Raw genomic sequence first — 24,060 nt, 5'->3', positions numbered from 1 at the left:
TGCACCCATGTGCCACCCGTCTCATCGCGAGATCGAACATGCGCTTCATCGATTACCTCGACAAGGGTGCCTCGCTCGGCGTCAATGCGCCGTGCCTGACCATGGATGGACGCGATCTCGGCTATGGCGAGGTGCAGCGGCTCAGCTATCGCATCGCGCGGGGACTCGACCGATCGGGCATCGCGCCCGGCGACAAGGTCGCGGTCCTGTCCGGAAACGATCCGGTCGCCTTCGCCTGTGTGTTCGGCATCTCGCGCGCCGGCGCGGTGTGGTGCCCGATCAATCCGCGCAATGAGGCGGCCGAGAACAAATTCATCCTCGACGGGTTCGATTGCAGCCTGCTTCTGTTCCATTCGAGCTTTGCGCCGATGGTCGAGGCCGTCAGACCAGAGTTGCCGAAGTTACGTACGCTCGTTTGCCTCGACACCGAACTGCCGTTCGCGCCATCGTTCGAAAAATGGCTCGCCGGCCTCGCAGATGACCTTATCAACGCGAGACGATCGACGATCTCGCGATGATCCCGGGCACCGGCGGCACCACCGGCAAGCCGAAGGGTGTGATGTTGTCGGGCCGCAACATCGAGACCATGACGGCGCTGACCTTGATGGGCTATCCCTTCAAGGGCCGTCCGGTCTATCTCGCGCTGGCGCCGCTGACGCACGCCGCAGGCGTGCTGTGCTTCCCGATCATGACGCTCGGCGGCCGCATCGTGATCATGAGTCACCCCGACGTCGGCGAGTTCCTCGATCTGATCGCGCGCTACGGGGTCACGCACACTTTCCTGCCGCCGACCGTGATCTACATGCTGCTCGATCATCCCGGGCTTGATCGCGCCAAGCTCGGTTCGTTGCAATGTTTCTGGTACGGCGCCGCGCCGATCTCGGCACTGCGGCTTGCAGAGGCGCTCCAGCGGATCGGCCCGATGGCGCAGTTGTTCGGCCAGACCGAAGCGCCGATGATGATATCGATGATGCCACCCAGCGAGCACTACAATGCCGACGGTACCATCGCGATGCAGCGTCTCGCGTCAGCCGGTCGGATCAGCCCGCTGGTCCAGGCCGGCATCATGGATGGCGACGGTCATCTGCTGCCATCAGGCGCGCGCGGCGAGATCGTCGTGCGCGGCTCGCTGGTGATGGACGGCTATTACAAGAATCCGCAAGCCACCGCCGAAGCCTCAGTGCATGGCTGGCACCACACCGGCGACATCGGCTACATCGACGACGACGGCTATCTCTATATCGTCGATCGCGCCAAGGACATGATCATCACCGGCGGGTTCAACGTCTATTCGATCGAGGTCGAGAATGCGCTGCGGTCGCATGAGGCGGTGCAGGATTGCGCCGTGATCGGGCTGGCGGATGAGAAATGGGGTGAGCGGATCGTCGCCGTGGTGCAGCCACGCGCCGGCCGGCAAATCGACACCGCAGCGCTCGCCGCCTTCGTCAAGGCACAGATCGGCAGCGTCAAGACGCCGAAGCAGATCGAGGTCTGGGCCGATCTTCCGCGCTCCAAGGTCGGCAAGGTCCTGAAGCCGGACATTCGTGCGCGATTGACCTGATTGGGCTCGCCCCCTCCGCGTCGGTCATTCCGTTCCGCCCGCCGCAGCGCTTCACGCCTCCCAAAGCAAAACGGGCACGCCTTCTTGCGAAGGCATGCCCGCTCGAAACTCTATTCGTGCGACGCGTGCGCTCAGTGCACGCTCACCGCTTGCAGCTCGTTGCTCCAGGCGTTGGCGATCGCGGCTTCGCGGCTGTCGGTCAGCATGATCGGCGTGCCATCGGCGGCGTGGAGCGCGAAGAGCTTGAGCCCCGGCGCGATTTTCGGCGCCTCGGGAAACAGGCCCGGCACGTCTTCCGAGCGGATCTGCTTCACATAGGCGATATGACCTTCGCCGAGGGCTGCCAGCGTCTCGGGCGAGACGTTCTTGGCTTCGTATTCGAACGCAACGTGACCTTCACTCATGGTCTCGACTCCTCTGGAACACTAAGCGGTCGAGTCCGCTACTCGTTCCATTATTCGTGCTCATTGATAGCGATTGTCTTAACGATCCTCTCCGGTTCAGGCCGGGCAAGATCGATCGACAACAGCCCGTTCTTCAGATCCGCACCCAGCACCAGCATCCCCTCCGCCAGCACGAACGTGCGCTGGAAGTGGCGCGCGGCGATGCCGCGATGGATGTATTGCCGGGTCTTGTCGTCCTGCTGCCGCCCGCGGATCACGAGCTGGTTTTCCTCAATGGTTACATCGAGTTGGTCGCGGGTGAATCCGGCAACCGCCAGCGTGATGCGCAGCCGCTCGGGCTGGCCGTCCGCGCCGCCGCACCTCTCGATATTGTAGGGCGGATAGCCGTCGGCGCCTTTGACGACGCGGTCGAGCACGCGCTCGATCTCGTCGAAGCCCAGAAGGAACGGACTGGAGAGCGTTGGAACACGAGACATAGTTTACAAAGTCCTCTCGAAGCGACTTTGGTGCATCAGGGCCCATAAAGGCACCCCTTGATCAGCAATATGGGCATGTTCCCATGTTGGTTCAAGCAGGTAGCGGGGGAGTGTGGATTGCCGCTTCCTCTGGACATGGCCAGGCGGGACAACCCGGGCATGACGAACTTAGGGCGCGATTTATCCCAACGATAACAAGGCCGTTCTACTGTGCATGGGGTTGTTTTCGCAGTTTTTGAGTTGGGAGGCCTCGGAACCCTCAGGCCTCCATCCGCGTCCGCCCGTCACCGCTGAACAGATGCAGCTTTGCTCGCGCCGCTGCGACCCGGATTCTCGCGCCGATGGCAGGGGCCTCGGTTCCGGGAATGCGGACGATGATCTCGCCGGGTGGCAGCTCGCCGGGCGTGGCGGCGACGCGCTGCTCTTCCTGCTCGCGCGAGCCATAGACGAAGGTTTCTGCGCCGACGCGCTCGATGGCCTCGACCGTCAGCGGCAACGCGACGCCGCCGGCCGGGGTCTGGTCGGTGATGACGAAATCCTCCGGGCGGATGCCGAGGATGCCGGCTTCGCCGGCACTGCCGCCGAGCTGCGATCTGATCTCTTCGGGGCGCGTCGACATCAAATTCATCGGCGGTGCGCCGATGAAGGAGGCGACGAAGGTGGTCGCCGGCTTCTCGTAGATCGCAAGGGGATTGCCGACCTGCTCGACCTCACCGCCGTTCATCACCACGAGAATGTCGGCGAGCGTCATCGCTTCGAGCTGGTCGTGAGTGACGTAAATCGACGTCGTGTTGAGCCGGCGCTGCAATTTGCGGATCTCGACGCGCATCGCGATGCGCAGCTTGGCATCGAGGTTGGAGAGTGGCTCGTCGAACAGGAACACCTTGGGCTGGCGCACGATGGCGCGGCCCATGGCGACGCGCTGGCGCTGGCCGCCGGAGAGCTGGCGCGGCTTGCGCTCCAGCATCGATGTGAGCTCGAGAATGCGCGCAGCTTCCTCGACCCGGGACTTGATCTCGGCCTCGGCCATGCCGCGGTTGCGCAGGCCGTAGGCCATGTTGTTGTAGACGCTCATATGCGGATAGAGCGCATAGTTCTGGAACACCATCGCGATGTCGCGATCGGCGGGCTCGATCTGGTTGACGATCCGGCCGCCGATGTCGATCTCGCCGCCGGTGACCGTTTCGAGCCCCGAGACCATGCGCAGCAGCGTGGACTTGCCGCAGCCGGAGGGGCCGACCAGCACGCAGAACTGGCCGTCTCCGACATCGACGTCGACGCCCTTGATGGCTTCGAAGCCGCCGGGATAGGTCTTGCGGACGTTGCGCAGGGTGACGTTGGCCATAAGTCTCTACTTTTCCGTCTCGACCAGTCCGCGCACGAACAGCTTCTGCATGACGACGACGACGAACACCGGCGGCAGCATGGCCAGCACGGCGGTTGCCATCACGATCGGCCATTCGGTCAGCGCGTCGGTGGTGGTGATCATCTTGCGGATGCCGATCTGGATGGTCTGCATGTCGTCGCGCGTGGTGATCAGCAGCGGCCAGAGATATTGATTCCAGCCGAGGATGAACAGGATCACGAACAAAGCGGCCATGTTGGTGCGCGACAGCGGCAGCAGCGTATCCCAGAAGAAGCGGAAGGGCCCGGCGCCGTCGATGCGCGAGGCTTCCAGAAGCTCGTCCGGCACCGTCATGAAGAACTGCCGGAACAGCAGTGTCGCGGTCGCGGATGCGATCAGCGGGAGTGCCAGGCCGGCATAGCTGTCGAGCATGTGCAGATCAGCGACGATCTTGTAGGTCGGATAGATGCGCACCTCGACCGGCAGCATCAAGGTGATGAAAATGATCCAGAAGATCGCCATCCGAAACGGAAAGCGAAAATAGACGATCGCATAGGCGGAGATGATCGAGACTGTGATCTTGCCGACCGCGATCAGGAGCGCCATTACGAGCGAGTTGAGCATCATGTTGCCGACCGGCTCGCGGGTCGAGCCGCTCGTGCCGACGAAGATGGTCTGGTAGTAGGTTTGCAGGAAATGGCCGCCCGGCAGCAGCGACATCTGGCCGTTGGCGATCACCGCGTTGTCCTGGGTCGAGGCGACGAAGGCGAGATAGACCGGGAAGGCGACGATCGCGATCCCGATCCATAGGATGATGTGGGCGATGTAGCGCCGAAAGCCTTCTTCCTCCACCATCAGTAGGTCACCTTGCGTTCGACGAAGCGGAACTGGATTCCCGTCAGCACGATGACCATGATCATCAGGATCACCGATTGTGCCGCCGAGCTGCCGAGATTTCCGCCGAGCAGGCCGTCGGTATAGACCTTGTAGACCAGCGTCTCCGTCGACTTGCCGGGGCCGCCCCGGGTCATGGTGTCGATGATGCCGAACGTGTCGAAGAAGGCGTAGACGATATTGACGACGAGCAGGAAAAAGATGGTGGGCGACAGCAGCGGGAAGGTCACCGTCCAGAACCTGCGCATCGGCCGCGCGCCGTCGATCGCCGCGGCCTCGAGCACGCTCTTGGGGATGCTCTGCAGGCCGGCGAGGAAGAACAGGAAGTTGTAGGAGATCTGCTTCCACGCGGCGGCGAGGATGATCAGCGCCGCGGCCTGGTCGCCGTCGAGCAGCGGATTCCAGTCGACGCCGAGGGCGCGCAAATATCGCGAGAGCACGCCCAGCGAGGGGTGCAGCATGAAGATCCAGAGCACGCCGACGACCGGCGGCGCCACCGCATAGGGCCAGATCAGCAGCGTCCGGTAGAGCATAGAGCCGCGCAGCGGCTTGTCCGCCATCACGGCGAGCAACAGCGCAAACGACAGCGATGAGACCGCGATGGCGAACGAGAAGAAGAAGGTCCGGACGATCGCCTCGAAATAGGCGCCGTCCTTCATGAGATCGAGATAATTCTCGAACCAGACGAAGGTCGTCGACAGGCCGAACGCATCCTGGAGCAGGAAGGACTGGATCACCGCCTGCAGGGCCGGCCAGTAGAAGAAAATCAGGACGATCGCCAGCTGCGGCGCAACCAGCGCGTAGGGCAACAGCTTCGATTGGAAGATGGCTTGCTTTTGCATGATGCCCCAGAGCGGCAGGCCGGGGTCACCGGCCTGCCGCTGATCGTCTCACTTGACGGCGGTCTTTTCGAACTGGCGCAGCATCGTGTTGCCGCGCTCGACGGCCGCGTCCAGCGCCTGCTTGGCGGTCTTCTTGCCGGCCAGCGCCTGCTCGATCTCTTCCGCCCAGACGTCGCGGAGCTGCACCATGTTGCCGAGGCGCAGGCCGCGGGAGTTCTCGGTCGGCTCCTTGTTGGTCAGCTCGAGCAGCGGCGTCTCGAGATAGGGCTGGTCCTTGTAGAAGCCGTCCGCCTTGGCCTTGTCATAGGCAGCCTTGGTGATCGGCAGATAGCCCGAGGACTTGTGGATGAAGACCTGGCGATCGGTGTCCGAGAGGAAGGTCAGGAATTTCGCCACGCCTTTGTATTCGTCGGCCGACTTGCCGCCCATCATCCAGAGCGAGGCGCCACCGATGATCGAGTTCTGCGGCGCGCCCTTCACGTCGGGATAGTAGGGCATCGGGACCGCGGTGAAGGCGAACTTGGCCTGCGCCTTGACGTTGCCGAAGAAGGCGGACGACGTCAGGTAGAGCGGGCATTCGCCCGACGTGAAGCGGCCTTCGCCGGTGTTGGTGCGGCCGGCATAATCGTAGGTCTTGTCCTTCTGGAGCTCGACCAGATTTTCGAGATGCTTGACCTGGAGCGGCCCGTTGAAGGAGAGCACGGTGTCGAAGCCGTCGAGGCCGTTGGCCTTGCTGGCGAGCGGCACGTTGTGCCAGGCGGAGAGCTGCTCGAGATTGACCCAGGTGACCCAGGAGTTGGAGAAGCCGCAGGTGGCGCTGCCGGCCGCCTTCAGCTTCTTGGCCGCGTCGAATACCTCAGGCCAGGTCTTGGGAATCTCGACATTGGCCTTCTTCAGCGCGTCGAGATTGACCCACATCACGGTCGACGACGAGTTGAAGGGGAAGGACAGCATCTCGCCCTTCGAGGTCGAATAGTAGCCGGTGATCGCAGGCAGATAGGCTTTTGGATCGAACTTCTCGCCGGTCTCGGCCATCAGCTTGTAGACGGGCTTCACGGCGCCGGTGGCGGACATCATCGTGGCAGTGCCGACCTCGAACACCTGCATGATGTGCGGCGCGTTGCCGGCGCGGAACGCCGCGATGCCGGCGTTCATCGTGTCGGCGTAGTTGCCCTTGTAGGTCGGGATCACCTTGTAGTCGCTCTGCGACGTGTTGAAGTCGTTGGCAAGCTTGACGATGACGTCGTTGTTCGCGCCGGTCATCGCATGCCACCACTGGATTTCCGTCACAGCGAAGGCCGGCGAGGCCGTCAGGCCAACTGTGAATGCGAGTGCGGCAGCCGCACCAAAATGTCGAAGACCCATCAAGAAAACCTCCCTTGCCCGTCACTAAAGAAGCGCTTGCGCTAGCAGCGCCATATGACGTTCACATGACTGTGTAAGCGGGAGAAACGAAAGCGGCAAGCGCTCGAAAAGGGAAGTCGTCAAATAGGCGAAGACGGAGCAGGTAGCCAAATCCGTTCGCGCTGCACATGCGTGCGCACGCCGCAGTGCGGCATCGTTCGTTCGGAGGAAGGCGATGGGCCCCTAGCGCTTGCGCTCGGGGCCGCAGACGGTGCCTTTTTCGACCATCGCGTCGATCTCGGCCTTGGAGTAGCCGAACTCGCCCAGGACCTCTGCCGAGTGCTGGCTGAATTTCGGCGGCAGCCGGCGCAGGCTCGGCTTGCTGCGGCCGAGCCGGATCGGCGAGGCGACGCCCTTGTACCAATCCTTCTCGATGATATCGCCGCGCGCGATCGTGTGAGGGTTCGTCAGCGCCTGGTCGATCTTCTGCACGGGCCCTGCGGGGAGGCCGGCGGCGAGCAGGCGGTTGCACAGCGGCTCGGCCTCGTGCTGGCTGAACACCGCGGCGAGCTCGGCGCGCAACGCCTCGCGATTGGCGATGCGGTCCTTGTTGCGGGCAAAGCGCGGATCGGTTCCCAGCTCGGGCTTGCCGATCTCCTTGGCGAGCTTGCGGAAGGTGCCGTCGTTGCCGACGCCGATGAAGATGTCGTCGGTCTTGGTCGGGAAGATCGCGTAGGGCACGAGGTTGGGATGCTCGTTGCCGGTGAGCGAGGGCGGCTTGCCATGCATGAAATAATTCGCGGTGTGCGGATGCATGATGGCAAGGCCGGTCTCGTACAGCGTGGTCTCCAGGAACTGGCCCTTGCCGGAGCGCTGCCGCTCCGACAGCGCCATCAGGATGCCGATCGCGGCATAGAGGCCGGTGCCGATGTCGACCAGGGGCACGCCGATCCGCATCGGCCCACTCTCGGGCGAGCCGGTCGCCGCAATCATGCCGGTCATGGCCTGGATGATGGCGTCATAGCCGGGATTGCCGCCGCGCGGGCCGTCGGCACCGAAGCCGCAGATCCGGCAGTGCACGAGGCGCGGGAATTTCTCGCGCAGCACCTCGTTGCCGATGCCCCATTTCTCCAGCGTACCCGGCTTGAAATTCTCGATCAGGACGTCGGCGCTCTCCAGCATCTTGAGCAGCACGGCACGGCCGCCCTCGGAGGCGAGGTCGAGACCGATCGAGCGCTTGTTGCGGTTGATGCCGATGAAATAGGCGGCGTCGTCGTCGTGGAAGGGAGGGCCCCAGTCGCGCACTTCGTCGCCCGCGGGCGGCTCGACCTTGATCACGTCGGCGCCATGGTCGGCGAGGATCTGGGTGCAGTACGGTCCGCCGAGCACGCGCGTGAGATCGATGACGCGCAGCCCACTCATGGCACCTGTGGCGGCTTCAGAACTCATGCCTTCGCTTTCCCTGTGTCGACAATTGATCACAGGCCTAGCGAGGTTCGTGCAGGCCGGCAATGGCCCCGCGGGCAGGGGCGTATGCGCGCCGGCGCCATCCCGCAGAATGGCAAATCGGCGGAAGCGGCCGGCCCGAGGGGGATCCCGGACCGGCCGATCCACCGTTCCGGTCAGACGACCGTCAGGCGAACGTCGACATTGCCGCGCGTGGCGTTGGAATAGGGGCACACCTGGTGCGCCTTCTCGACCAGCGCCTCGGCCTCAGCGCGGGCGAGGCCCGGCAGCGAGACGGCGAGGTCGATATCGAGGCCGAAGCCGCCCTCGGAGCGCGGGCCGATGCCGACGGTCGAGGTGACGGAGGCGTCAGCCGGAACCTTGGGGCCGCCCTGCGAGGCCACGAACTTCATCGCGCCGATGAAGCAGGCGGCATAGCCGGCTGCGAACAGCTGCTCGGGATTGTTGCCGGCGCCGCCGCCGCCGCCGAGCTCCTTCGGCGTGGTCAGCTTGACGTCGAGCGCGCCGTCGAGGGTTGCAGCATGGCCGTCGCGGCCGCCGGTCGCCTTGGCGCTGGTCTTGTAGAGGACGTTCACGGACATTGTCGTCTCCCTTGGGGGTTCGTTGGGACGCGATCTATATCGCAGACAATTAGATTGCGCGCAATTGAAATTGCGCCGCTTCACATTTAATTGTTCGCGATTGAATGTGGCTGCGCGGGGCGCCAGAATGAGACAAGTCCTGAAGAGATTCTCCATGCCTCGAAAATTATCGGCAGCGGACGCGCCGCTGCGGCTCGACAACCAGATCTGCTTCGCGGTCTATTCAGCCGCGCATGCCTTCAACCGCGTCTACAAGCCGCTTTTGGACCGCCTCGGCCTGACCTATCCGCAGTATCTCGTCATGCTGGTGCTGTGGGAGCGCGACGACGTTCCGGTCAAGGACATCGGCGAAAGATTGTTCCTGGATTCGGGCACGCTGACGCCGCTGCTCAAGCGGCTGGAGGCCGCCCATCTCGTCAAGCGCACCCGCTCGAGCGAGGACGAGCGTCAGGTCCTGATCGCGCTGACGGCGCAAGGACACGCGCTGAAGGACAAGGCGCGGGCCGTGCCGCAGTCGATCCTGGCGGCGTCGGACTGCTCGGTGTCGGAGTTGGTGGCGATGAAGGACGAGATCGTGGCGTTGAGGGATCGGCTGAACGCGGTGATCGGGGAGTAGGGGAGGTTAGAGGCGCTTCTTGGCGAACGCGCGGCCGGACGCTGACTTTAGGTACCTTTCGAACGCGATTGCCTGCTTTTCGTTACTGAAAGCGACATAAGTCTTAACACGCCAAGGTCCGAATTTCGAGGTGTGAGGTACCTCGCCAGCATTGTGCTTCGTCAATCGGGCGCGCAGGTCGTCGGTAATCCCGACATAGAAGTGGAGGGAATCGAGGGTCTCAAGGATGTAGACGTACTTCATGGCGGATCGTCTCCGCCGTTCAGCCTATTGGATATGCATGCGCTTGCCGAGGCCCGGCTTCGCCCTTCGGGCTACGCCGCGGCAGCCTTCGCTAGCTTCGCTACGACAGAGCGGAGCTGGCCTGCCGAGCCGTAGCTGGCGAAGCCAGCGAAGGCTGGTGGAGCCAGGCGGGATCGAACCGCCGACCTCTTGCATGCCATGCAAGCGCTCTCCCAGCTGAGCTATGGCCCCTTAGTCCTCGCGGGACGAACCCTGGTGGTTCACCCCAGCCGGCGAGCCCTGGTGACTCGCGCGGTGCACCCTTTTTCACAGATCAGGGCTGATCTCAAGTCTCTTCATCACCTCCGACATCACCAATGATGTCGGTCACGTCCTCATCGCCTTCTTCTTCGTCTGCAATGAAGGTCGAATCATCGTCATCGTCGTCATCGAGGGTCTCGTCGACCTCGATATCGTCCTCGGATTCGGGCACCACGGCCTTGACCTTGCCGGTGTTCTCCTCGGCGTCGGCCTCCTCCAGCGAGACCTCTTCGACCTCTGCCGGCTCGGGCGTAGCATCCGCCGTCGCCGCGTGTCGGGCTTCGGCGCCGCGGGGCGCGCGCGCCGGCGCCACCGGGGCGATCGGCACCACTTCGCCGGTATAGGGCGAGATCACCGGATTCTTGTTGAGGTCATAGAACTTCTTGCCCGTGGTCGGGCAAATACGTTTAGTTCCGAGTTCGGACTTGGCCACGGCAGGAATCCTGGGAATGTCTGAAAAGCGGTGTTTCACTTGGCTAGTTGGCGGGCCGCTGTCAATAGCGCATTACGGGAGAACGACATGCCCGTGACGGGGCCGGGGCCATGTGGTACCTGCGCCGCAGTCCCCTCGGGGCTCATCCAAGGACACAATCTTGACTCATTCCGACCAACCGAGGCCGCTTCAGTCTCGCGCCAGCGGTCCCCTGACCGGGAAAGTACGGGTGCCCGGGGACAAGTCGATTTCTCATCGGGCTCTCATCCTGGGTGCGCTCGCGGTCGGTGAGACCAGGATTTCGGGCCTTCTGGAAGGCGAGGACGTTCTCAACACCGCCAAATCCATGCAGGCGCTGGGCGCCGGGGTCGAGCGCACCGGCGATTTCGCCTGGAAGGTGAACGGCGTCGGCGTCGCGGGCTTCGCCCCGCCCAGGGCGCCCTTGGATTTCGGCAACTCCGGCACCGGCTGCCGGCTGGTCATGGGCGCCGTCGCGGGCTGTCCGATCTTGGCGGTGTTCGACGGCGATGCCTCGCTCCGCAGCCGCCCGATGCGCCGGATCCTCGATCCCCTCGAAAAGATGGGCGCGAAGGTCATTTCCGGTGGCGAGGGCGGCCGTCTGCCTCTGACCCTTCAGGGCGCGCGCGATCCATTGCCGATCACCTACACGACCCCGGTCGCCTCGGCCCAGATCAAATCGGCGGTGTTGCTGGCGGGCCTCGCCGCACCGGGCACCACGACCGTGATCGAGACTGAAGCCAGCCGCGACCATACTGAATTGATGCTGAAGCATTTTGGGGCCGACATTTCCTCGGCGCGAGAGGGCGCGCATGGCCGCCGTATCACGCTCAAGGGCCAGCCCGAGCTGCACGGCGCCGCCGTGGTGGTGCCCGCCGATCCGTCCTCGGCGGCTTTCCCGGTGGTCGCAGCATTGATTGTCGAGGGCTCCGATGTCGTCCTGTCCGACGTCATGACCAATCCGCTGCGCACTGGCCTGTTCACCACACTGCGCGAGATGGGTGCTTCCATCGAGGAACGCGACGCCCGCGGGGACGCCGGCGAGCCGATGGCGGAATTGCGCGTACGGGCCTCGAAACTCCGTGGCGTCGAGGTGCCGCCGGAGCGCGCGCCTTCGATGATCGACGAATATCTGGTGCTGGCGGTGGCGGCGTCCTTCGCCGAAGGCATCACCATCATGCGCGGCCTGCACGAGTTGCGCGTCAAGGAATCCGATCGCCTTGAGGCAACCGCCGCCATGCTGCGCGTCAACGGCGTGAAGGTCGAGATCTCCGGCGACGATCTGATCGTCGAAGGCCGCGGTCACGTTCCCGGCGGCGGCACCGTCGCCACCCATATGGACCATCGCATCGCAATGTCGGCGCTGGTGATGGGCTGCGCCTCCGACCAGCCCGTGAGCGTCGACGACACCGCCTTCATCGCCACCAGCTTTCCGGACTTCATTCCGATGATGCGTTCGCTAGGGGCCGAGTTTTCATGATCATCGCTATCGACGGGCCCGCGGCTTCGGGCAAGGGGACGCTCGGCAAGCGTCTGGCTCACCATTACGGCTATCGTCATCTCGATACCGGCGTGATCTATCGCGCGGTGGCCTATGCCCTGATGCAGTCCGGCCACGATCTCACCGACGAGACGGCCGCCGTGCAGGCGGCTTTGGAGCTCGATCCCGAAAAGTTCGGCAATCCCGCCCTCAAGACCCAGAAGGCCGGCGAGGGCGCTTCCATCGTCTCGGCGATCCCCAGGGTTCGCGAGGTCCTGGTCAATTTCCAGCGCCAGTTCGCGGCCGATCCGCCCGGCGCGGTCCTGGATGGCCGCGACATTGGAACCGTGATCTGCCCGCATGCCGACGTGAAGATCTTCGTCGTCGCCGACCCCAGGGTTCGCGCCCGCCGCCGGACCATGGAGGCCAGGGCGAGGGGCGAGGAGGCGGACGAGGCGGCCGTGCTTGCCGACATCCTCCAGCGCGACGAACGCGACAAGAATCGGCCGATTGCGCCTTTGAAACCGGCCCCGGATGCTTACTTGCTAGATAACTCCCAACTGGATATAGAAGGCGGCGTCCGGGCCGCCATCGACATTATCGAGGCTGTCCGAGCGGGCCGGTCGCGGGGTTAAGCCGCCGCCGTCATTGGAGGAAGTGCCCGCTCCCGCTCGTTGAGGTCGATACGTCAGGTCCTTCGTTTCGGGACCGGTGCGATCCAGGCTCCGGACGAAAGATTTCCACGTATTGAACGCGCGGGCCCAGCCGGCCCGCTTCCGCCGTTTCGGTGCGAGCCGGAGCAGCGAGCGGTCGCTCGAAGGTTTTGCGGACCTTCCGACACTGCGCGTGCGATGCGCCCATGAACCCAACGGCCGGCACGACATCCGCAATTGGAGAACAAATGGCTTCGACTTCTGCTGATACCTATAGCCCCTCGCGCGACGATTTCGCCGCGATGCTCGACGAGTCCTTCGCAGGCGGCAACCTGCAGGAAAGCTCCGTCGTCAAGGGCAAGGTGGTTGCAATTGAAAAGGACATGGCCGTCATCGACGTCGGCCTGAAGACCGAGGGCCGCGTCGCCCTGCGCGAATTTTCCGGCCCCGGCCGTGACAGTGAACTGAAGGTCGGCGACGAGGTGGAAGTGTTCCTCGATCGCATCGAGAACGCCCTCGGCGAAGCCGTGCTGTCGCGCGACAAGGCGCGCCGCGAAGAGAGCTGGGGCAAGCTCGAGAAGGCGTTCCAGAACAACGAGAAGGTCAACGGCGTCATCTTCAACCAGGTCAAGGGCGGCTTCACGGTCGATCTCGACGGTGCCGTGGCCTTCCTGCCGCGCTCGCAGGTCGACATTCGTCCGATCCGCGACGTTGCGCCGCTGATGAACAACTCGCAGCCGTTCCAGATCCTCAAGATGGACCGTCGCCGCGGCAACATCGTCGTCTCCCGCCGCACCGTGCTGGAAGAGACCCGCGCCGAGCAGCGCCAGGAGCTGGTGCAGAACCTCGAAGAGGGTCAGGTCATCGACGGCGTGGTCAAGAACATCACCGATTACGGTGCGTTCGTTGACCTCGGCGGCATCGACGGCCTGCTGCACGTCACCGACATCGCGTGGCGCCGCGTCAACCACCCGACCGAGGTGCTCTCGATCGGCCAGACCGTGAAGGTCAAGATCATCAAGATCAACCACGAGACGCACCGCATCTCGCTGGGCATGAAGCAGCTGCTGGGCGATCCGTGGCAGGGCATCGAAGCCAAGTACCCGTTGGGTGCCCGCTTCACCGGCCGCGTCACCAACATCACCGACTACGGTGCGTTCGTCGAGCTCGAGCCGGGCATCGAAGGTCTGATCCACGTCTCCGAGATGTCGTGGACCAAGAAGAACATGCACCCCGGCAAGATCGTGTCGACCTCGCAGGAAGTCGACGTGCAGGTCCTGGAAGTCGATTCGGTCAAGCGCCGCATCTCGCTCGGCCTCAAGCAGACCATGCGCAACCCCTGGGAGGTCTTCGTCGAAGGTCACCCGACCGGTTCGGTGGTCGAGGGCGAGGTCAAGAACAAGACCGAGTTCGGTCTGTTCCTGGGCCTCGAGGGCGACGTCGACGGCATGGTCCATCTCTCGGACCTCGACTGGAAGCTTCCGGGCGAGCAGGTGATCGACAACTACAAGAAGGGCGACATGGTGAAGGCCGTGGTGCTCGATGTGGACGTCGAGAAGGAGCGCATCTCGCTCGGCATCAAGCAGCTCGAAGGCGACCCCTTCGCCGAGCCGGGCGATGTCAAGAAGGGCGCGGTCGTGACCTGCGAAGTGCTCGAAGTGAAGGAGAGCGGTATCGAGGTGAAGATCACCGGCACCGACTTCTCGACCTTCATCAAGCGCTCCGAGCTCGCCCGTGACCGCAACGACCAGCGCGCCGAACGCTTTGCCGTCGGCGAGAAGGTCGATGCCCGCGTGATCCAGTTCGACAAGAAGGCCCGCAAGGTCCAGGTGTCGATCAAGGCGCTCGAAGTCGCCGAAGAGAAGGAAGCCATCGCGCAGTACGGCTCCTCCGATTCGGGTGCGACGCTCGGCGACATCCTGGGCACCGCGCTCAAGAACCGCGATAGCAAGTAAGCGAAACCTGCGTTTCGCTGACATCAAAGCCCCGGCGCGAGCCGGGGCTTTTTTGTTGTCCCCACGAACGCAGTCGTCGTCCCGGACAAGCGCGCCTAGATCCGGGCCCCATAGCCAAAGGGAGTGGTTTGACGCAATCTGGTAACTCCGGGAGGACAGCGGAAGGTGTGGCGGCATCTCGGCCGACGTAGCCGCCGAGCCTTGTTTTCTTCAAATTGCGCCGCAATTGATGTATCGAGATAAGCCAATGCTCACGCCGTGACGGCACGACGCGCCCGGCCTTTCATTTTGGAGATATCCAGATGTCGCTCGATTCGGACATCATCGTCGACCGCCGCAGAATTCGCCGCAAGCTGACATTCTGGCGCGTGACGGCCGCTTTGATCGCGGTCGCCGCGATTGCGAGCTTTGCGCTGATTGCGACGCCCGGTGCGCGCGGCACGTTCGCATCTGCCGGCTCCATCGCGCGCGTCAATATCGAGGGCCTGATCCGCAGCGATTCCGATCGCACCCAGGCGCTGGAGCGGCTGGAGAATTCGCAAGCTGCGGCCGTCATCGTTCACATCAACTCGCCGGGCGGCACCACCGCCGGCTCCGAGCAGCTCTACGACTCGCTCACCCGTCTGAAGGCGAAGAAGCCGCTCGTCGTCGTGGTCGAGGGCCTTGCCGCCTCCGGCGGCTATATCACTGCGATCGCGAGCGATCACATCGTCGCCCAGCAGAGCTCCCTGGTCGGCTCGATCGGCGTGCTGTTCCAATATCCGAACGTCAGCGAGCTCTTGAAGACCATCGGCGTCAAGGTCGAGGAGGTGAAGTCGTCGCCGCTGAAGGCCGCGCCCAACGGTTACGAGCCCACCAGTCCCGAGGCGCGTGCCGCGCTCGATGCCTTGGTGAAGGATTCCTACGCCTGGTTCAGGGGGCTGGTGAAGGAACGGCGTGGCATGGATGACACGCAGCTGGAGAAAGTGGCCGATGGCCGGGTCTTCACCGGGCGCCAGGCGATCGATCTCAAGCTGATCGACCAGATCGGCGACGAGAAGACGGCGGTGACCTGGCTGGTCGAGCAGAAGGGGGTCAAGAAGGGCCTCAGCGTGCGCGATTACAAGCTCCAGCCGCGCCTCGGCGATCTGACGTTCCTCAAGACGGCGACCGCTGTCGCGCTGGAAGCCCTTGGTTTGGGCTCGATTGCCCATCAAATCGGGCAAACCGGCGTCGTGCAGGCGGTTGATCGGTTCGGAATGGATGGAATGCTGGCCCTGTGGCAGCCGGCCGCGTCAAACTGAGCGGAGTCAAGGCGAGCGGCGGAGGGTTTTCCCGCGGGGCGGGTGCCGGGGCAGCCCGCTTTTTCGGCATTTGTCACGCATTTTCACGCCGCTCAACCTTGATTTAGCGTCTTGACAGATCAAGGTATTTTCACGGAAATGGTCATCCGCACGCTCCCGGGTCCTATCTCTCGATGATCAAATCCGAACTTGTTCAGCGTATCGCCGAGCACAACCCGCATCTGTACCAGCGGGATGTCGAGAACATTGTGAATGCGATTCTCGAAGAGATCGTAGCGGCCCTCGCGCGCGGTGATCGCGTCGAGCTGCGCGGCTTCGGTGCCTTCTCGGTCAAGCATCGCCCTGCACGCGCCGGGCGCAATCCACGCACCGGCGCCCATGTGCCCGTCGATCAGAAGAGCGTTCCGTTCTTCAAGACCGGCAAGGAAATGCGCGAGCGGCTGAATCGCGACCATCCGGATCCCGGCGCGCCGGACTGAGTCTAGCGTCATGGTTTCCTGCGGTCGCAAGATGCGGCCGCAAGCTTGATTCAAGGCGAGCGAAGCGAGATGCGAAAGTTCCTGACCGCGCTGATCGTCATTCCGCTGAGCGTGATCCTGGTGGCCTTCGCGGTCGCCAATCGGCATTTCATCACGGTTTCGTTCGATCCCTTCGTTGCGAATGACCCGTCATTGTCGGTCACGCTGCCGCTGTTCCTGCTCCTGATCCTGATCGCCGCCCTCGGCGTCTTCGCGGGCGGCTCTGCCGTCTGGGTCGGTCAGCGGCGCTGGCGGCGCGCGGCGCGCCGGCACGAGGCGGAGGCACGGGCCGCCAGGGCCGAACTGGCCGATCTGCGGGCTCAGGTGGCGGCGGCAAGGCCTGAATCCCAGCGCCTACCCGCCCCGATCGGGGTGGGGCTTTACGGGCCCGTCGGGCGAGACAAGCAGCGCGCGACGTTGTAGAAGCGGCCGCAACCGAAAGCCCCGTTTTCCGGCCGCGGACCCGCGGCCTCCATTTGCTTTGAGACCATGTCCCTGCTCATCAAGATCTGCGGCCTGTCCACGCGCGAGACGCTCGATGTCGCGCTCGACGCCGGCGCTGACATGGTGGGGTTCGTGTTCTTTCCGCCGTCGCCGCGGCACCTGTCCCTGGAGCTCGGCCGTGACCTCGGCCGCCAAGTGAAGGGCCGTGCGCTCAAGGTGGCGCTCACTGTCGATGCCGACGATGCGACGCTCGACAATATCATGGACGCGCTGTCGCCGGACATTTTCCAGCTCCACGGCAAGGAAAGCGTCGCGCGGCTGCGCGACATCAAGCAGCGGTTCGGCCGTCCCGTGATGAAGGCGGTCCCGGTCGCAACGTCTGCCGATCTCGCCGTGCTGCCCGGCTATGCCGCGGTCGGCGATCGTATCCTGTTCGATGCGCGCGCGCCGAAGGATGCGACGCGGCCCGGCGGTTTGGGGGAGCCGTTCGATTGGCACTTGCTCGAAAAGCTTGATTTGAAGCTGCCCTACATGGTTTCGGGCGGGCTTCATGCCGGCAACCTCGCCGAGGCGCTCCGCGTCACCCGCGCCGGCGGCGTCGACGTCTCCTCCGGCGTCGAGAGCGCTCCCGGCGTCAAGGATCCCGAAATGATCAAGGCCTTCATCCGCGCCGCGCGCGCCACCCAAGATGCAAATCGAGAGTTGAGCGTACGATGAATATCGCCAAGCCAAATTCCTATCGCAGCGGTCCCGATGACCGCGGCCATTTCGGCATATTCGGTGGCCGCTTCGTCGCCGAAACGCTGATGCCGTTGATCCTCGACCTGGACAAGGCCTACACCGAGGCCAAGGCGGACCCGGCGTTCCAGGGCGAGATGAACGGCTATCTCAAGAACTATGTCGGCCGGCCCTCCCCGCTCTATTTCGCCGAGCGCCTGACCGAGCATCTCGGCGGCGCCAAGATCTATCTCAAGCGCGAAGAGCTCAACCACACCGGCTCGCACAAGGTGAACAACGTGCTCGGCCAGATCATGCTGGCGCGGCGCATGGGCAAGAAGCGCATCATCGCCGAGACCGGCGCGGGCCAGCACGGTGTTGCCACCGCGACGCTGTGCGCGCGTTTCGGCCTCGAATGCGTGGTCTATATGGGCGCCGTCGACGTCGAGCGGCAGCAGCCCAACGTCATCCGCATGGAGATGCTGGGCGCCAAGGTGGTGCCGGTGCAGTCGGGCACGCGCACGCTGAAGGACGCCATGAACGAGGCGCTGCGCGACTGGGTCACCAACGTCCACAACACGTTCTATTGCATCGGTACGGTGGCGGGCCCGCACCCTTATCCGACGCTGGTGCGCGACTTCCAGTCGATCATCGGCAACGAGACCAAGGCCCAGATGCAGGAGATCGAAGGCCGCTTGCCGGACTCGCTGGTCGCCTGCATCGGCGGCGGCTCGAACGCGATGGGCCTGTTCCATCCTTTCCTCGATGATCCCTCGGTCGAAATCTTCGGCGTCGAGGCTGCGGGCCATGGCCTGACGCAGCTGCATGCGGCATCGATCGCGGGCGGCCGTCCCGGCGTGCTCCATGGCAACCGCACCTATCTCCTGATGGACGCCGACGGCCAGATCCAGGACGCGCATTCGATCTCGGCCGGCCTCGACTATCCCGGCATCGGCCCCGAGCATTCCTGGCTGCACGACGTCGGCCGGGTCAACTATCTCTCTGCGACCGATGACGAGGCGCTCGCCGCGTTCCAGCTGCTGTCGAAGCTCGAAGGCATCATCCCTGCGCTGGAGCCGGCGCATGCCATCGCCAAGGTGATGGAGCTCGCGCCGAAGCGGCCCCGGGATCACTTGATGGTCGTCAACCTCTCCGGCCGCGGCGACAAGGACGTCCCGCAGGTCGGCGACATCCTGAGGGGCAAGAGCAAGTGACCACGCGTATCGACATTCGTTTTGCCGAGTTGAAGAAAGCGGGCCGCGCGGCCTTCGTCACCTATGTGATGGCCGGCGATCCCGATCTCACGACGTCGCTCGAAATCGTCAAGGCGCTGCCGAAGGCGGGCGCCGACGTCATCGAACTCGGCATCCCCTTCACCGACCCCATGGCCGACGGCCCGTCCATCCAGGCTGCAGGTCTGCGCGCCCTCAAGGCCGGCATGACCTTGAAAAAGACGCTGGAACTGGTGCGCGACTTCCGGAAGGGCGACAACGTCACGCCGTTGGTGCTGATGGGCTATTACAACCCGATCTACATCTACGGCGTCGACAAGTTCTTGGCTGATGCCAGGACATCAGGCGTTGACGGCTTGATCATTGTCGATCTGCCGCCGGAGGAAGACGACGAGCTCTGCCTGCCTGCGCTGAAGGCGGGCCTGAACTTCATCCGCCTGGCGACGCCGACCACCGACGACAAGCGTCTGCCGGCGGTGCTCGCGAACACATCGGGCTTTGTCTACTACGTCTCGATCGCCGGCATCACCGGTGCAGCGGCGGCGGACGCGAATGTCGTCGGCGAAGCTGTCGCGCGCATCAAGCGGCATACCAAGCTGCCGATCTGCGTCGGTTTCGGCATCCGCACCCCGGAGGCGGCGCGCGCCATTGCCGAGAAGGCCGATGGTTCGGTGGTCGGCACCGCGCTGGTCGATGCGCTCAAGAACAGCCTCGATGCGGACGGACGGGCGACCGCCAAAACCGTTAACGCCGTGGCCGAGCTGACGGCGGCCCTGGCCCAGGGCGTCAAGGGCGCGCAACAGGCGGCGGAATAGGCCATAATTCCGCTTTAGCTCTTTAGTTTGAGCATGATCTTGTCGGAAAACCGCGTCACACTTTTCCGGATCATGCTTTAAGGCGGGCGACACGGCGGCTTGCCGGGCGGAGGCCCGACCGCCATATATTCCTTCAGGCGATCCGCGAGGCGGGTTCGCACATCGGAGCAAACCATGAACTGGCTTACCAATGTGGTCCGGCCGAAGATCCGCAACATGCTGCGGCGGGAAACGCCGGAGAATCTGTGGATCAAGTGCCCCGATTCCGGACAGCTCGTATTCTACAAGGACGTCGAGGCCAACCAGTTCGTCATCCCCGGCTCGAACTACCACATGCGCATGGGCGCGGTGGCGCGTCTGAAGTCGATCTTCGACAACGAGACCTGGTTCGACGTCGCGCTGCCCGAAGTGACACCCGACCCGCTCAAGTTCCGCGATGAGAAGAAATACGTCGACCGCATCAAGGATGCGCGGGCGCGCACCAATCTCAACGACGCGATCAAGGTCGGCTACGGCAAGCTCGAAGGCTCCGCCGTCGTCGTCGCCGTGCAGGATTTCGATTTCATGGGAGGCTCGCTCGGCATGGCCGCGGGCGAAGCCATCGTGCGCGGGCTCGAGCTTGCGGTCGAGAAGAAGTCGCCGTTCATCGTGTTCGCCGCATCCGGCGGCGCGCGCATGCAGGAAGGCATCCTGTCGCTGATGCAGATGCCGCGCACGACCGTTGCCGTGCAGATGCTGCGCGAGGCGAAGCAGCCCTATATCGTCGTGCTGACCAATCCGACCACCGGCGGCGTCACCGCGTCCTACGCGATGCTGGGCGACGTGCAGATCGCCGAGCCGGGCGCGCTGATCGGTTTTGCCGGCGCGCGCGTCATCGAGCAGACCATCCGTGAAAAGCTCCCGGAAGGTTTCCAGCGTGCCGAATATCTCAAGGAGCACGGCATGGTCGACATGGTCGTGCATCGCCACGAGTTGCGCCCGACGCTGGCCCGGCTCTGCCGCCTGCTGACCAAGGCGCCGGCACAGGAAGGCGTATCGAAATCGGTGCAGCCTGTCGTCAGCCCGGCACAGATCGTATCGGCCGCTGAGACGGCGCCGGCTGCGCCCCACGCGTGAACGCGTCCCCCGACAGCGCGAAGACGCCGCTCGGCGAGCTGATCGGGCGGCTGTCGGCCCTGCACCAGAAGCGCATCGATCTCGGGTTGGAGCGGATGCACCGGCTGCTCGCGCGGCTCGGCCACCCCGAAAGCAAGCTGCCGCCGGTGATCCACATCGCCGGCACCAACGGCAAGGGCTCGACGCTGGCTTATCTGCGCGCGACGCTGGAAGCTTCAGGCCTGCGTGTCCACGCCTATACCTCGCCTTATCTCGTCCGCATCAACGAATGCTTTCGGCTCGGCCGCGTCGGCGGTGGCGTGCTGGTCGGTGACGACGAGTTGCGCGCGGCGCTGGAAGAGGTCGAGCGCGTCAATGCCGGCGAAGCCGCGACATTGTTCGAGCTGAAGACCGCCGCCGCGTTTCATCTGTTCGCACAAAACCCGGCGGACGCGGTGTTGCTCGAAGTCGGCCTCGGCGGCCGGCTCGATTCGACCAATGTGATCGATGCGCCGGCGGCCTGCGTGATCACGCCTGTCAGCATGGACCACATGGATTTTCTCGGAGACACGTTGACGTCGATCGCCGGCGAGAAGGCGGCGATCATCAAGCGCGGCGTGCCCGTGGTTTGCGCCGAGCAGAGGGACGAGGCGATGTCCGTGATCGAGGCGCAGGCGAAGCGCATGCATGCGCCGCTGTTTGCTGCGAACGAGAGCTGGCACGTCAATGTCGAGCACGGGCGTCTCGTCTATTCCGATGATCGCGGGTTGATGGATCTCGCGGCGCCGCGCCTGTTCGGGCGCCACCAGTTCGACAACGCCGGCCTTGCGATCGCAACTCTCCGTGCCACCAACGCGTTCAAGATCAATCAGGCGGCGTTCGAGGCCGGTATCGTCGGCGCGGAATGGCCGGCGCGGATGCAGCGCATCACCTCGGGCGAGCTGCTCGCTCTTGGGCCGCAGGGCTCGGAGATCTGGCTCGACGGCGGACACAATGCGGAAGGCGGGCGTGTCGCAGCGGCGGCGCTGGGCGACCTCGAAGAGCGCGTGTCGCGACCGCTGGTCGTCATCACCGGCATGATGGCCAACAAGGATGCGCAGGGCTTTCTCGCCAATTTCGCCGGCCTCACCCGTCACATCATCGCGGTGCCGATTCCCGATACCGAGAACGCGATGCCGGTCGATCGCCTCGCCGACGCGGCGCGCAGCCTTGGCATGCGCGTCGAGACCGTTTCGGGCGTCGAAGCCGCGCTCCGCGCCTTGGCGAAGCTCGCCTATGAGCTGCCGCCGCGCATCCTGATCACAGGGTCGCTGTATCTGGCCGGCCACGTGCTGGCGATCAACGGCACGCCTCCTGCATGAGGTTGCGTGTCCCGGACGCGCGGAGCGCGAGCCGGGACCCGGAATGCCGCACCATGGGCCCCGCTCAGCAACGCACCACTGCTTGATGCGCTGCGTCCGGGGCATGAGAGTAGGGGATAACGACAATGCGCTTTGCGGCCATCGCCGACGTCCACGGAAACTACCTTGCGCTGGAGGCTGTCCTCGCCGACATCCGCGCCCTCGGCATCACCGACATCGTCAATCTCGGCGACATGCTGAGCGGCCCACTCGATGCGCGCCGTACCATCGAGATCCTGATACGGCTCGACGCCGTTCACGTGCTCGGCAATCACGACCGCTATCTGCTCGACCGTCCGCCGGAGAAGATGGGATCCTGGGATCGGCCCGCCTACGATGCGCTCAGTCCCATTCAACTCGACTGGTTACGGGCGCAGCCGATGACGCGGGTGTTCCGCGACCAGGTGTTTCTCTGCCATGCGACGCCGGATGACGATGAAGTCTATTGGCTCGACACCGTGCATCCCGACGGCACGGTGGCGCTGTCGCCGCTCGACCGCATCGAACAATTCGCGCTGGGGCTTCCGCAGTCCCTGATCCTCTGCGCCCACACCCATCTCGCCCGCGCCGTGCGACTTCGCGACGGCCGGCTGATCGTCAATCCCGGCAGCGTGGGCAGTCCCGGCTATCGTGACAAGCATCCCTATCCGCACATGGTGGAGGCGGGCACGCCGCATGCACGTTATGCGCTTCTCGAACTGGCGAATGGAGCCTGGCAGGTGATGTTCCGCCACGTCGCTTATGATCACGAAGCGATGGCCGCGCTGGCACGGCGCAACGGTCAGCCGGAGCTGGCGAACGCGCTGGCGACGGGATGGATCAAGTAGCTGTCGGGAGGACGTCACTTCAACAGCTTCATCGGATCGGCCGCCTTCTGCTTCAGCTGCTCGAAGGTGCATTGCCGCGGCGCCTTGTCGGGACGCCAGCGCAGGATCGAGGTGCCGTGGCGGAAGCGTTCGCCGCTGAAATGGTCGTAGCAGACCTCTATGACGAGCTTCGGCTTCAGCGGACACCATTTCGCGGACCGCTCGGTGGACCAGCGGCTCGGGCCGCCCGGCGCGTTGCCGGTGAAACCGGGTCTTGCGATCAGCGCCTCCAGCCGGTCGGTCAAAGCCGGTTTCGCCTCCGCCTTGATGGCCGAGGTGAAGCCGACATGATGCAGCAAGCCGCCGTCGTCGTAGAGCCCGAGCAGCAGTGAGCCGACGACGTTCCGGCCCGCGATCTTGTTGGAGGCATAGCGGAAGCCGCCGATGACGCAATCGGCGCTGCGGAACTTCTTGATCTTCTGCATGCCGTCGCGGTTTCCGGCCTGATAGGGCAGATCGACGCGCTTGGCGATGACGCCGTCCGAGCCGCCGCCGGATTGCGCCAGCCATTTTTTGGCCGTGGCGTAGCTCGTCGTCGACGGCGAAAGACGGAAGATGCTGCCCTTGAGGCTGGCTTTCGCAAAAGCCTCCAGCGCCGGCCGGCGCTCGCTCAGCGTCTTCTCGGCCAGACCCTTTTCCCGGGACGTCGCGAGCAGATCGAAGACGAGGTACAGCGCCGGCGTCTCCTCCGAGAGTTTCCTCACACGGCTCGCCGCCGGATGAATGCGTTGCAGGAGGGCGTCGAAGGAGAAGCTCCTGCCCTGCGGCACGACGATCTCGCCATCGAGCGTGAAACGATCGGCTTTCACCCTCAAGGCGGCCGCGACGATCTCGGGGAAATAGCGCGCGAGATCCTCGCCGGACTTCGAGCGCAAATCGACGTCACCGCCATTGCGCGACAGCAGGCAGCGGAAGCCATCCCATTTCGGCTCGTATTGCCAGTCCTTGCCGCGCGGGATCTCGTCGACCGAACGCGCCTCCATCGCGACGAGAGAGGTCGATCTTCGGGCACGCTTCGCGGGAGGGGCTGGCAAGGGCGGGACTCGTCATACGCTGCACACGCCCCGTCAACGCAGAA

Annotated in this window: 26 protein-coding genes and 1 tRNA gene; 15 read left to right on the top strand and 12 right to left on the bottom strand. The window is 64.3% G+C overall.

What is annotated here, in order from left to right; all coding sequences use genetic code 11:
- Positions 1-38: 38 nt before the first annotated feature.
- Both ACFDR6_RS05770 and ACFDR6_RS05765 read left to right on the top strand, forming a co-directional pair.
- Positions 39-518 carry an AMP-binding protein gene (locus tag ACFDR6_RS05770; RefSeq protein ID WP_375857715.1) on the top strand — a complete coding sequence of 160 codons (480 nt, stop codon included), beginning with the start codon at positions 39-41 and terminating at the stop codon, positions 516-518.
- Positions 515-1,561, top strand: a complete 1,047-nt coding sequence (locus tag ACFDR6_RS05765) for an AMP-binding protein (RefSeq protein ID WP_375857714.1) — start codon at positions 515-517, stop codon at positions 1,559-1,561. Before ACFDR6_RS05770 ends, ACFDR6_RS05765 begins: the two co-directional genes overlap by 4 nt.
- A 131-nt stretch (positions 1,562-1,692) precedes the next feature.
- Here the strand turns inward: ACFDR6_RS05765 and ACFDR6_RS05760 are convergent, their stop codons facing one another.
- The 8 genes from ACFDR6_RS05760 to ACFDR6_RS05725 form a co-directional block, all read right to left on the bottom strand.
- Positions 1,693-1,965 (bottom strand): BQ00720 family protein, encoded by a 273-nt coding sequence (locus ACFDR6_RS05760; RefSeq protein ID WP_200452147.1) that lies wholly within the window; start codon positions 1,963-1,965, stop codon positions 1,693-1,695.
- A 50-nt stretch (positions 1,966-2,015) separates the two neighbouring features.
- Positions 2,016-2,441 (bottom strand): Hsp20 family protein, encoded by a 426-nt coding sequence (locus ACFDR6_RS05755; protein ID WP_028139463.1) that lies wholly within the window; start codon positions 2,439-2,441, stop codon positions 2,016-2,018.
- A gap of 259 nt (positions 2,442-2,700) precedes the next feature.
- Positions 2,701-3,786 (bottom strand): sn-glycerol-3-phosphate import ATP-binding protein UgpC, encoded by a 1,086-nt coding sequence (locus ACFDR6_RS05750; RefSeq protein WP_375857713.1) that lies wholly within the window; start codon positions 3,784-3,786, stop codon positions 2,701-2,703.
- A 6-nt stretch (positions 3,787-3,792) separates the two neighbouring features.
- Positions 3,793-4,641 (bottom strand): sn-glycerol-3-phosphate ABC transporter permease UgpE, encoded by an 849-nt coding sequence (ugpE, locus tag ACFDR6_RS05745; RefSeq protein WP_317241697.1) that lies wholly within the window; start codon positions 4,639-4,641, stop codon positions 3,793-3,795.
- On the bottom strand, positions 4,641-5,522 hold the full coding sequence (ugpA, locus tag ACFDR6_RS05740) for a sn-glycerol-3-phosphate ABC transporter permease UgpA (RefSeq protein ID WP_317241696.1): 882 nt from the start codon (positions 5,520-5,522) through the stop codon (positions 4,641-4,643). Before ugpA ends, ugpE begins: the two co-directional genes overlap by 1 nt.
- 48 nt (positions 5,523-5,570) lie before the next feature.
- Positions 5,571-6,887: a sn-glycerol-3-phosphate ABC transporter substrate-binding protein UgpB gene (gene ugpB, locus ACFDR6_RS05735; protein ID WP_375857712.1), complete on the bottom strand. Its 1,317-nt coding sequence runs from the start codon at positions 6,885-6,887 to the stop codon at positions 5,571-5,573.
- Between the two features lie 222 nt (positions 6,888-7,109).
- Positions 7,110-8,315, bottom strand: a complete 1,206-nt coding sequence (locus ACFDR6_RS05730; protein ID WP_375857711.1) for a CaiB/BaiF CoA transferase family protein — start codon at positions 8,313-8,315, stop codon at positions 7,110-7,112.
- Positions 8,316-8,488: 173 nt separating this feature from the next.
- Positions 8,489-8,914: an organic hydroperoxide resistance protein gene (locus ACFDR6_RS05725; RefSeq protein WP_061023501.1), complete on the bottom strand. Its 426-nt coding sequence runs from the start codon at positions 8,912-8,914 to the stop codon at positions 8,489-8,491.
- 154 nt (positions 8,915-9,068) lie between these two features.
- On the opposite strand from ACFDR6_RS05725, the gene ACFDR6_RS05720 reads away from it, so the two are divergent.
- Complete coding sequence (locus ACFDR6_RS05720) at positions 9,069-9,530, top strand: MarR family winged helix-turn-helix transcriptional regulator (protein ID WP_375857710.1); 462 nt, start codon at positions 9,069-9,071, stop codon at positions 9,528-9,530.
- Between the two features lie 6 nt (positions 9,531-9,536).
- Here ACFDR6_RS05720 and ACFDR6_RS05715 read toward each other — a convergent pair whose 3' ends face one another.
- The 3 genes from ACFDR6_RS05715 to ACFDR6_RS05705 all read right to left on the bottom strand — a co-directional run bounded on the left by ACFDR6_RS05715 (position 9,537) and on the right by ACFDR6_RS05705 (position 10,506).
- On the bottom strand, positions 9,537-9,773 hold the full coding sequence (locus ACFDR6_RS05715; RefSeq protein ID WP_212083320.1) for a GIY-YIG nuclease family protein: 237 nt from the start codon (positions 9,771-9,773) through the stop codon (positions 9,537-9,539).
- A 155-nt stretch (positions 9,774-9,928) separates the two neighbouring features.
- A tRNA-Ala gene (locus ACFDR6_RS05710) sits at positions 9,929-10,004 on the bottom strand.
- A 94-nt stretch (positions 10,005-10,098) separates the two neighbouring features.
- A complete protein-coding gene (locus ACFDR6_RS05705) occupies positions 10,099-10,506 on the bottom strand; it encodes a TIGR02300 family protein (RefSeq protein WP_212083327.1) in 408 nt (135 codons plus the stop codon).
- A gap of 160 nt (positions 10,507-10,666) precedes the next feature.
- On the opposite strand from ACFDR6_RS05705, the gene aroA reads away from it, so the two are divergent.
- From aroA to ACFDR6_RS05645, 12 genes are all read left to right on the top strand, one after another.
- Entirely contained in the window at positions 10,667-12,004 is a 1,338-nt protein-coding gene (aroA, locus tag ACFDR6_RS05700; RefSeq protein ID WP_375857709.1) for a 3-phosphoshikimate 1-carboxyvinyltransferase, read from the top strand.
- A complete protein-coding gene (gene cmk / locus ACFDR6_RS05695) occupies positions 12,001-12,639 on the top strand; it encodes a (d)CMP kinase (protein ID WP_212083332.1) in 639 nt (212 codons plus the stop codon). Before aroA ends, cmk begins: the two co-directional genes overlap by 4 nt.
- Positions 12,640-12,905: 266 nt before the next feature.
- Complete coding sequence (gene rpsA / locus ACFDR6_RS05690) at positions 12,906-14,612, top strand: 30S ribosomal protein S1 (protein WP_375857708.1); 1,707 nt, start codon at positions 12,906-12,908, stop codon at positions 14,610-14,612.
- Positions 14,613-14,914: 302 nt separating this feature from the next.
- The gene (gene sppA / locus ACFDR6_RS05685) at positions 14,915-15,895 is read left to right on the top strand and encodes a signal peptide peptidase SppA (RefSeq protein ID WP_317241692.1); all 981 of its coding nucleotides are present in this window, start codon (positions 14,915-14,917) and stop codon (positions 15,893-15,895) included.
- Positions 15,896-16,068: 173 nt separating this feature from the next.
- Complete coding sequence (locus ACFDR6_RS05680; RefSeq protein ID WP_007598410.1) at positions 16,069-16,374, top strand: integration host factor subunit beta; 306 nt, start codon at positions 16,069-16,071, stop codon at positions 16,372-16,374.
- Between the two features lie 69 nt (positions 16,375-16,443).
- On the top strand, positions 16,444-16,836 hold the full coding sequence (locus ACFDR6_RS05675) for a lipopolysaccharide assembly protein LapA domain-containing protein (RefSeq protein ID WP_212083342.1): 393 nt from the start codon (positions 16,444-16,446) through the stop codon (positions 16,834-16,836).
- 66 nt (positions 16,837-16,902) lie between these two features.
- The gene (locus tag ACFDR6_RS05670) at positions 16,903-17,574 is read left to right on the top strand and encodes a phosphoribosylanthranilate isomerase (RefSeq protein ID WP_375857707.1); all 672 of its coding nucleotides are present in this window, start codon (positions 16,903-16,905) and stop codon (positions 17,572-17,574) included.
- Complete coding sequence (trpB, locus tag ACFDR6_RS05665; RefSeq protein WP_375857706.1) at positions 17,571-18,788, top strand: tryptophan synthase subunit beta; 1,218 nt, start codon at positions 17,571-17,573, stop codon at positions 18,786-18,788. Before ACFDR6_RS05670 ends, trpB begins: the two co-directional genes overlap by 4 nt.
- Positions 18,785-19,621, top strand: coding sequence for a tryptophan synthase subunit alpha (gene trpA, locus ACFDR6_RS05660; RefSeq protein ID WP_212083348.1), 837 nt, complete (start codon positions 18,785-18,787; stop codon positions 19,619-19,621). Before trpB ends, trpA begins: the two co-directional genes overlap by 4 nt.
- Positions 19,622-19,795: 174 nt before the next feature.
- Entirely contained in the window at positions 19,796-20,737 is a 942-nt protein-coding gene (gene accD, locus ACFDR6_RS05655; protein ID WP_212083356.1) for an acetyl-CoA carboxylase, carboxyltransferase subunit beta, read from the top strand.
- Positions 20,734-22,077, top strand: coding sequence for a bifunctional folylpolyglutamate synthase/dihydrofolate synthase (locus ACFDR6_RS05650; protein ID WP_375857705.1), 1,344 nt, complete (start codon positions 20,734-20,736; stop codon positions 22,075-22,077). Before accD ends, ACFDR6_RS05650 begins: the two co-directional genes overlap by 4 nt.
- A gap of 125 nt (positions 22,078-22,202) precedes the next feature.
- Positions 22,203-22,943, top strand: coding sequence for a metallophosphoesterase family protein (locus ACFDR6_RS05645; RefSeq protein ID WP_375857704.1), 741 nt, complete (start codon positions 22,203-22,205; stop codon positions 22,941-22,943).
- Between the two features lie 14 nt (positions 22,944-22,957).
- Here ACFDR6_RS05645 and ACFDR6_RS05640 read toward each other — a convergent pair whose 3' ends face one another.
- Positions 22,958-23,965 carry an ATP-dependent DNA ligase gene (locus ACFDR6_RS05640; RefSeq protein WP_375857917.1) on the bottom strand — a complete coding sequence of 336 codons (1,008 nt, stop codon included), beginning with the start codon at positions 23,963-23,965 and terminating at the stop codon, positions 22,958-22,960.
- Between the last annotated feature and the right edge of the window lie 95 nt (positions 23,966-24,060).

Source organism: Bradyrhizobium tunisiense, from assembly GCF_042263385.1.
GTDB classification, from domain to species: domain Bacteria; phylum Pseudomonadota; class Alphaproteobacteria; order Rhizobiales; family Xanthobacteraceae; genus Bradyrhizobium; species Bradyrhizobium tunisiense.
This window is presented reverse-complemented; position numbering and strand designations above follow the sequence as displayed.